The organism is Lentzea kentuckyensis, assembly GCF_002150765.1.
Lineage (GTDB): Bacteria > Actinomycetota > Actinomycetes > Mycobacteriales > Pseudonocardiaceae > Lentzea > Lentzea kentuckyensis.
Genome location: NZ_MUYM01000125.1, coordinates 1 through 7,993, shown reverse-complemented (window position 1 = coordinate 7,993; position 7,993 = coordinate 1). Strand labels below are relative to the sequence as shown.

The following is a 7,993-nucleotide window of genomic DNA, read 5'->3' as shown; positions in this document are numbered from 1 at the left end:
TCGGCAACCAGCAGCGCGAAGTGGTCGTTGAGCGCGGTGATCGCCTCTTCGCGCTGCTGGTTGCCGATGCGCTGCTGTTCTGGCCCGAATGCGTCTGACACGGCTCAGCACGTTATCCGATGCAGCAGATCGATATCGGGAATACGCTGCGACGATGCTGGTCGGTGTCCCAAAGGAGATCAAGAACCACGAGTACCGCGTCGCGATCACGCCGGCGGGTGTGGTCGAGCTGGTGCGCCGCGGGCACGAGGTCGTGATCGAGCACGACGCCGGTGCGGGCTCGTCGTTCCCCGACCACGAGTACACGGCGGCGGGTGCGCGCATCGCCGCGACCGCCGACGAGGTGTGGGGTCTCGCGGATCTCGTGCTGAAGGTCAAGGAGCCGATCGAGCCCGAGTACCACCGGATGCGGCGCGATCAGGTGCTCTTCACCTACCTGCATCTGGCGGCGAGCGCGGAGTGCACCAAGGCGATCGCCTCGTCCGGCATCACCGCCATCGCGTACGAGACCGTGCAACTGCCGGACGGGTCGTTGCCGTTGCTGGCGCCGATGAGCGAGATCGCCGGGCGGATGGCGGCTCAGGTGGGCGCGCACTGCCTGGAGCGCGCCCAAGGCGGACGCGGAGTGTTGCTGGGCGGAGCGCCCGGAGTCGCCGCGGGCAAGGTCGCGGTGATCGGCGCCGGCGTGGCGGGGATGAACGCGGCGACGATGGCCGTCGGCATGCAGGCCGAGGTCATCGTGCTGGACAACAACGTCAACCGGTTGCGGCAGATCGACTTCACCTACCGCGGGCACCTGCAGACGATCGCGTCGAACGCCTACGAGGTCGAGAAGGCCTGCCGCTGGGCGGATCTGGTGATCGGCGCGGTGCTCGTGCCGGGAGCGAAGGCGCCGAAGCTCGTCAGCGACGACCTGGTCTCCCGGATGCGTCCCGGCAGCGTGCTCGTGGACATCGCGGTCGACCAGGGCGGGTGTTTCGAAAACACCCGGCCGACGACCCACGACGATCCGACGTACCGAGTGCACGACTCCGTGTTCTACTGCGTCGCGAACATGCCTGGCGCCGTACCGAACACTTCGACCTACGCGCTGACGAACGTGACGTTGCCGTACGTGGTCGCGTTGGCTGAAAAGGGTTTCGAAACGGCCGTGGCGGAGGATCCCGCGCTGGCGAAGGGCGTCAACGCGCGGGACGGCGAGATCGTGTTGGAAGGGCTGGAGTGATTCAGGACCTGGTGGCCACCTATCTGGACCACCTCGCCGTCGAGCGCGGCACCGCACGCAACACACTCGATTCCTACACCCGAGACATGCGCCGCTACACCGAGCACCTGGAGTCCATCGGTGTCACGGAGCTGAGCGCTGTCACCGAGTCACAGGTGAGCGAGTTCCTGGCGGTGTTGCGGGAAAGCGGTCTTGCGGCGTCGTCGGCCGCACGGACGTTGGTTGCTGTACGGGGATTGCACCGCTTTGCGCACCGTGAAGGCGTGGTGCCGCACGACGCCGCACGTGCCGTGCATCCGCCGTCGCCGCCGAAGCGGTTGCCGAAAGCATTGCCGGTCAATGAGGTTCTCACCCTCCTGGAAACTGTGGGAAACCTCAGGGACAAGGCCCTGCTCGAGCTGCTGTACTCGACTGGAGCGCGAATTTCCGAGGTCGTGGGGCTGGACGTGGACGACATCGACGCTTCCGAGCGGACGGTGTTGCTGGACGGGAAAGGAGGAAAACAGCGGCTGGTTCCGGTCGGGCGGCCGGCTTTGGCCGCGGTGGACGCGTACCTGGTGCGGGCGCGCCCCGCGTTGGCGGCCAAGGGTCGTGGGACGCCTGCCTTGTTCTTGAACGCACGCGGTGGACGCCTTTCCCGGCAGAGCGCGTGGACCGTTCTGAAGACCGCCGCGGAGGAGGCTGGAATCTCGGCTGCGGTGTCTCCTCACACGTTGCGACATTCGTTTGCCACCCATCTGCTCGAAGGGGGTGCGGACGTTCGGGTGGTGCAAGAACTCCTTGGGCACGCATCCGTTACGACCACTCAGGTGTACACACTGGTAACCGTTACGACTTTGAGGGAGGTCTACACAACTGCACACCCTCGGGCCACTGGAACATGAGGCTTCCACGGGTACGGTGGTCAGGTGCCGAACTTGGACGAGCCGTCCCCACAGGCCATTGATCTAGCCGCGGTGCTGCACGCGCTGAGTGACCCGACGAGGCTCGCGGTCGTGCGCCAGATCCAGTTGAGCGGCGAGAGGCTGTGCGGGGCTTTCGAGGTTGATGTCGCGAAATCGACCCTCTCCCAGCACCTGCGCGTGTTGCGCGAAGCTGGCATCACCCGAACACGCTGCCGGGGCAATCAGCGCTGGGTGTCGCTGCGCAGGGACGACCTGGATCTCCTCTTCCCGGGCCTTCTCGACGTGGTGCTTTCCGCCGCTGACCGACGTACACGAGCGGATGTTCCGGCCTAACAAAGTCTTGACAAACACCGGCGAGGCGCGTTGCCGCTCGCACGGGTGCGGCCTAGGCTGCGCCCGGAGAGACGACTACGACCAGTGAGGGATCGCCAGCCATGTCGACACCGGAGCACGCTTTCGCGCCCCGTGCCGATCTGAACCTGGCTCCGCACGCCGCGCCGGTGGACGATGTCGCTCACGAGCAGGTCGACGGCATCGGTCCGACCGGCCGGCCGCGCCGCCACATCCCGGATCCGCCGCCGCTGCTGCACCACGGCCCGGCGAAGATCCTCGCGGTGTGCAACCAGAAAGGCGGCGTCGGCAAGACGACGTCGACCATCAACCTGGGCGCGGCGCTGGCCGAGTACGGCAGACGCGTGCTGCTCGTCGACTTCGACCCGCAGGGCGCGCTGTCGGTTGGCCTCGGCGTGCACCCGCACCAGCTGGAAACCACGATCTACAACGTCATCATGGAAGGCGACACCGCCGTCCGGGACGTCATCCGCAAGACCATGGTCGACGACATGGACCTGCTGCCGAGCAACATCGACCTCTCGGCGGCAGAGATCCAGCTCGTGTCCGAGGTGGGCCGCGAACACACGCTCGTGCGCACCCTTCGTCCCGTCATCGACCACTACGACTACGTGCTGGTCGACTGCCAGCCCTCGCTCGGCCTGCTCACGGTGAACGCCCTCGCGGCCGCGGACGGAGTGCTGATCCCGCTGGAGTGCGAGTTCTTCTCGCTGCGCGGGGTGGCGCTGCTCATCGACACCATCGAGAAGGTCAAGGAACGCTTGAACCCCAAGCTCAACATCACCGGCATCCTCGCCACGATGTACGACCCGCGCACGCTGCACTCGCGCGAGGTCATGGCCCGCGTCGTGGAAGCGTTCGGCGAGATCGTGTTCGACGCGGTCATCAACCGCACGGTCCGCTTCCCGGAGACGACCGTCGCCGGCGAGCCGATCACGCGGTGGGCCCCGCGCTCCTCGGGCGCCAACGCGTACCGCGCGCTGGCTCGCGAGGTGATCGCCCGGTGAACCGTCGCCCTTCACTGCCAGGGGCGGCCGAACTCTTCCGGCTGACCGCTGCCGCCCCGGAGCCGGTCGCGGCCCCTGTCCCGGACGCGGCTTCGGACCTGGTCGACCCGCCCGTCCAGCGGCGCGGGTCCGGCCGCACCAAGCACACCACGAAGATCACGGTGTACGTGTCCGACGAGGAGCTGATGGCGCTGGAGCAGGCGCGGCTGTCGTTGCGCGGTTCCTATTCGCTGGGCGTCGATCGCGGCCGCGTGGTGCGTGAGGCGATCGCGATCGTGCTGGACGACCTTGAGACGCACGGTGACGCATCGCTGCTGGTACGCAGGTTGCGCGAGCAGTGACCGAGGAACTTCCTGCTGAAGTTGCTGTTCCGGATGATGGCAAGTTCAAGGTCAGGCTCACGAACTTCGAGGGTCCGTTCGACCTGCTGCTGCAGCTGATCTCGCAGCACACCCTCGACGTGACCGAGGTGGCGCTGCACCGGGTCACCGACGACTTCATCGCGCACATCCGCGGCATGGGTGAGGCGTGGGACCTGGACGAGACCACCGAGTTCCTGGTCATCGCGGCGACCCTGCTGGACCTGAAGGCCGCACGCCTGCTGCCGACCGGTGACGTCGAGGACGAGGACGACCTGGCGTTGCTGGAGGCGCGCGACCTGCTGTTCGCGCGCCTGCTGCAGTACCGCGCCTACAAGCAGGTAGCGGCCCTGTTCGCCGAACTGGAGCAGGGCGCGTTCCGCCGCTATCCGCGGTCGGTGTCGCTGGAGCCGCGCTTCGAGGGCTTGCTGCCCGAGGTGATGCTCGGCGTGACGCCCGGCAAGTTCGCCCTGATCGCGGCCGCCGCCTTCCGCCCGAAGGAGAAGCGGACGCTGTCGGTGGCGCACATCCACCAGCACCGCGTGTCGATCCGCGAGACGGCCGACGAACTGCGGGCGATGCTGATCGAGAAGGGCACGGCGTCGTTCTCGGAGATCGTCGCCGACTGCACCGAGACGATGCAGGTGGTGGCGCGCTTCCTGGCACTGCTGGAGCTGTACCGCGAGAAGTCGCTGGCCTTCGAGCAGGAGGACCCGCTCGGGCCGCTGCAGGTGACGTGGGTCGGCGGGACGTTGGAGGACGCGCAGGCGCAGGCACACGCCGGCGACGAGGATGAGGATTACGGCGGATGAGCGAGCCACTGGTCGGGCCGGACGCGGCGGAGATCGAGAACCCGGGACCGGCGTTCGACGGGGGCGAGCCCGAGGCCGAGGAGGCCACGCCGGACGCGCCCGAGCTCGCGGAGGACGCCCCTGAGGTCGGCTCTGCGGCCGCGGGGGTCCCCCCGGTTTCCAGTCTATCGGGCGGCACCGACGAAAACGGCACGTCAGAGTCCGCGCCTGTGGACAACTCCGCTGCCGAGCCCGAGATCGCGGAGCCCTTCGAAGCGGCGCCTGACACTGCGACCGAACCCGGCACCGAGTCCAAGACGGCCGCCGAAGCCGAGTTCGCCACTGAACTGGAAGCCGAGCCTGCTGCCGGGTCCGAGGCCGAGCCGGAAGCCGAGCCTGCCCCCGCCGCCGAGCCCGAAGCCGAACCTGCCGCCGGGCCCGAATCCGGCACCGGGTCCGAGGCCGCCGCCGAAGCCGAGCCCGCTGCCGAACTGGAAGCCGAATCTGCCGCCCAGCCCGAGACCGAGCCCAAGACCGAGCCCGAGCCCGAGCCCGAAGCCGACCTCCAGGCCGACGCCGACGCCGCCACCCTCGAAGCCCAGCTCCTCGCCGCAGCCCCCGAGGAGTCCATCGAGGACTCAGGTCTCCCGGACCTGGCCGACGACGCCGAGTTCGAGGCCGCGCTCGAGTCCGTGCTGCTCGTGGTCGACAGCCCGATCGCGGAAGACCAGCTCAGCAGTGCCCTTGAGCAGCCGGTTAAGCGAATCAAGGAGGCACTCCGTAGACTCTCCACCCGGTACACCGAGTCCGGCAGTGGCATCGACCTGCGCAGGGCGGGGGACGGCTGGCGGTTCTACACGCGGGACCGGTACGCCCCGTTCGTGGAGAAGCTGCTGCTCGACGGCCAGCGCGCGAAACTCACCCGCGCGGCCCTGGAGACGCTCGCGGTGATCGCCTACCGGCAGCCTGTTACGCGGGCGCGGATTGCGGCGGTCCGTGGCGTCAACGTGGACGGTGTGATCCGGACCCTGGTCGCGCGGGGGCTCATCGAGGAGACGGGCACGGACAGCGACACGGGTGGGATCCTGTACCGCACGACCGAACTGTTCCTGGAGCGGTTGGGGCTGTCGTCGCTCGCCGACCTGCCGCCAATCGCGCCGCTGCTGCCCGAAGTGGATGCGATCGACGATGTCTGAGAACGAGGGCGTGCGCCTGCAGAAGGTGCTCGCGCAGGCGGGGATCGCCTCGCGCCGTGCTTCCGAGGAGCTGATCGAGCAGGGCCGCGTCCAGGTCGACGGCAAGGTCGTGCGCGAGCAGGGCCGGCGGATCGACCCCGAGACGGCCGTGGTGCACGTCGACGGCGTGCGGGTGCAGATCCGCGAGGACGTCGTCACCATCGCGCTGAACAAGCCGTTCGGCATGCTCTCCACGATGGAGGACGACCTGGGTCGCCCGTGTGTCGGCGACCTGGTGCGCAACCGCGCGGAGCGGCTGTTCCACGTCGGGCGCCTCGACGCCGAGACCGAGGGGCTGCTGCTGCTCACGAACGACGGCGAGCTCGCGCATCGGCTGATGCACCCGAGCTACAACGTCAAGAAGACCTACCTCGCCGAGGTGCCCGGCCCGGTCGAGAAGGGGCTCGGCAAGAAGCTGAAGGCCGGCATCGAGCTGGACGACGGCCCGGTCAAGGTCGACTCCTTCAAGCTCATCAGCGCCGTGCCCGGCAAGGCGCTGGTCGAGGTGGTGCTGCACGAGGGCCGCAAGCACATCGTCCGCCGCCTGCTGGAGCACGTCGGTTATCCGGTGCAGTCGCTGGTGCGCGTGGCGGTCGGCGACGTGTCGCTCGGCAACCAGCGCCCCGGCTCGATGCGTGTCCTGAACCGCCAGGAAGTCGGCGGCCTTTACAAGCTCGTCGGTCTCTGATCAGAATCTGAACCCGCTCGCCCCTCCGGCCCCCAGGGTCCCGGAGGGGCGACCTGCGGTGAACCCCCATTCACCTTGCAACGAGAACGCTACGGCGATGACGTTGTAAGGGGTCGAGCATGCGCTTTGAACAACAAGATGTAGACAATCGGTCACAGGGGGAGACCGACATGCCACGCACCGAACGTCCGCTGGACAGCGAGGACACCGAGCTGGGCAGCTTCGCCGCGGACCTCCGCAAGCTGAGGGACAAGGCAGGCAAACCGTCCTATCGGACGCTCGCTTCACGGGCGCATTACTCGGCTGCCACGCTTTCCGACGCCGCGGGTGGCAGGAAGCTGCCGTCGCTCGCCGTCACCCTCGCCTACGTCAAGGCGTGTGACGGCGACGAGCAGGAGTGGGAACAGCGCTGGCGTGCGATCGCGGCGCCTCCCGAACCGACCGGCGAGGCACCCTATGTGGGGCTGCAGGCGTTCCAGCAGGAAGACGCCGCCCGGTTCTTCGGCCGCGAGAAGCTCACCGCGAAGCTGGTCGAACTCACCAGCGCGCGTCCGTTCGTCGGCGTCTTCGGCGCGAGCGGCTCCGGCAAGTCCTCGTTGCTGCGCGCAGGGCTGTTGCCACACCTCGAGCGGGCTCTGATCTTCACGCCGGGGGTGCAGCCGCTCGACGAGTGCGCCGTCCGCATCGCTCAGGTGACCGGTGACTCCGCGGTGGTGCTGAGCTCCGAGCTCACCGACCCGGCCGCGCTGGGCCTGATCGCCAGGCAGCACGACCTCGTGCTGGTCATCGACCAGTTCGAGGAGATCTTCACCCTCTGCGGGCCCGCGCAACGCGACTGGTTCGTCCAGGCCCTGGTCAGCGCCCCGCACGTGGTCATCGGCGTGCGCGCCGACTTCTACGGCCACATCGGCCGTCACCCGGAACTCGTCGAGGCGCTGGAGGGCGCGCAGCTCCTCGTCGGCCCCATGACCACGGACGAGCTCCGCCGCGCCATCGTCGAACCTGCCCTGCACGTCGGTGCTGCGGTGGAGACCGCCCTGGTCACCCGCCTGGTGGCCGACGTGGCAGGCCAGGCCGCCGTGCTCCCGCTCGTGCAGCACGTCCTCGCCGAGACGTGGCACCGGCGCCGGGGTATGACCCTGACGCTGGTCGGTTACGAGGAGGCAGGGGGCGTCGAGCACGCCATCGCCCGCACCGCCGAGGCCGTGTACTCGCAGCTCACCGAGGAGCAGCGGCAGACCGCCCGCCGGATCTTCCTGCGCCTGATCGCACTGGGTGAGGGCACCGAGGACACCAAACGTCGTGCCACCCGTGCCGACCTGGACGCCGAGGTGCTGGAGCACCTCGCGAACGCCCGGCTCGTCACGCTCACCGAGCACCATGCCGAGCTCACGCACGAGGCGTTGATCCGTTCCTGGCCACGCCTGCGCGA

9 protein-coding genes are annotated in these 7,993 nt (G+C 68.5%); all 9 read left to right on the top strand.

Translation table 11 applies throughout. The annotated features are described in order from the left end of the window. Positions 1 to 154: 154 nt before the first annotated feature. Complete coding sequence (gene ald / locus B0F77_RS40560; RefSeq protein WP_086668376.1) at positions 155 to 1,225, top strand: alanine dehydrogenase; 1,071 nt, start codon at positions 155 to 157, stop codon at positions 1,223 to 1,225. Positions 1,226 to 1,233: 8 nt separating this feature from the next. Next, positions 1,234 to 2,109, top strand: a complete 876-nt coding sequence (xerD, locus tag B0F77_RS40555; protein ID WP_169731058.1) for a site-specific tyrosine recombinase XerD — start codon at positions 1,234 to 1,236, stop codon at positions 2,107 to 2,109. A gap of 24 nt (positions 2,110 to 2,133) precedes the next feature. Next, complete coding sequence (locus tag B0F77_RS40550; RefSeq protein WP_086668375.1) at positions 2,134 to 2,463, top strand: ArsR/SmtB family transcription factor; 330 nt, start codon at positions 2,134 to 2,136, stop codon at positions 2,461 to 2,463. A gap of 101 nt (positions 2,464 to 2,564) precedes the next feature. Beyond that, the gene (locus tag B0F77_RS40545) at positions 2,565 to 3,488 is read left to right on the top strand and encodes a ParA family protein (protein ID WP_086668374.1); all 924 of its coding nucleotides are present in this window, start codon (positions 2,565 to 2,567) and stop codon (positions 3,486 to 3,488) included. Next, positions 3,485 to 3,829: a hypothetical protein gene (locus B0F77_RS40540; RefSeq protein ID WP_086668373.1), complete on the top strand. Its 345-nt coding sequence runs from the start codon at positions 3,485 to 3,487 to the stop codon at positions 3,827 to 3,829. Before B0F77_RS40545 ends, B0F77_RS40540 begins: the two co-directional genes overlap by 4 nt. Continuing rightward, entirely contained in the window at positions 3,826 to 4,659 is an 834-nt protein-coding gene (locus B0F77_RS40535) for a segregation and condensation protein A (RefSeq protein WP_211294281.1), read from the top strand. The genes B0F77_RS40540 and B0F77_RS40535 overlap by 4 nt, the downstream gene beginning before the upstream one ends. Positions 4,660 to 4,868: 209 nt before the next feature. Further along, positions 4,869 to 5,834 (top strand): SMC-Scp complex subunit ScpB, encoded by a 966-nt coding sequence (gene scpB, locus B0F77_RS40530; RefSeq protein ID WP_425435795.1) that lies wholly within the window; start codon positions 4,869 to 4,871, stop codon positions 5,832 to 5,834. Then, positions 5,827 to 6,561: a pseudouridine synthase gene (locus tag B0F77_RS40525; protein ID WP_086668371.1), complete on the top strand. Its 735-nt coding sequence runs from the start codon at positions 5,827 to 5,829 to the stop codon at positions 6,559 to 6,561. The genes scpB and B0F77_RS40525 overlap by 8 nt, the downstream gene beginning before the upstream one ends. 170 nt (positions 6,562 to 6,731) lie before the next feature. After that, positions 6,732 to 7,993, top strand: a 1,262-nt coding sequence (locus B0F77_RS40520) for an nSTAND1 domain-containing NTPase (RefSeq protein WP_143467183.1), incomplete at its 3' end; no start/stop codon positions are given.

Coding starts and splice junctions, on each gene's coding strand:
- ald (WP_086668376.1), top strand. CDS start 155: ATGCTGGTCGGTGTCCCAAAGGAGATCAAGAACCACGAGTACCGCGTC.
- B0F77_RS40545 (WP_086668374.1), top strand. CDS start 2,565: ATGTCGACACCGGAGCACGCTTTCGCGCCCCGTGCCGATCTGAACCTG.
- B0F77_RS40525 (WP_086668371.1), top strand. CDS start 5,827: ATGTCTGAGAACGAGGGCGTGCGCCTGCAGAAGGTGCTCGCGCAGGCG.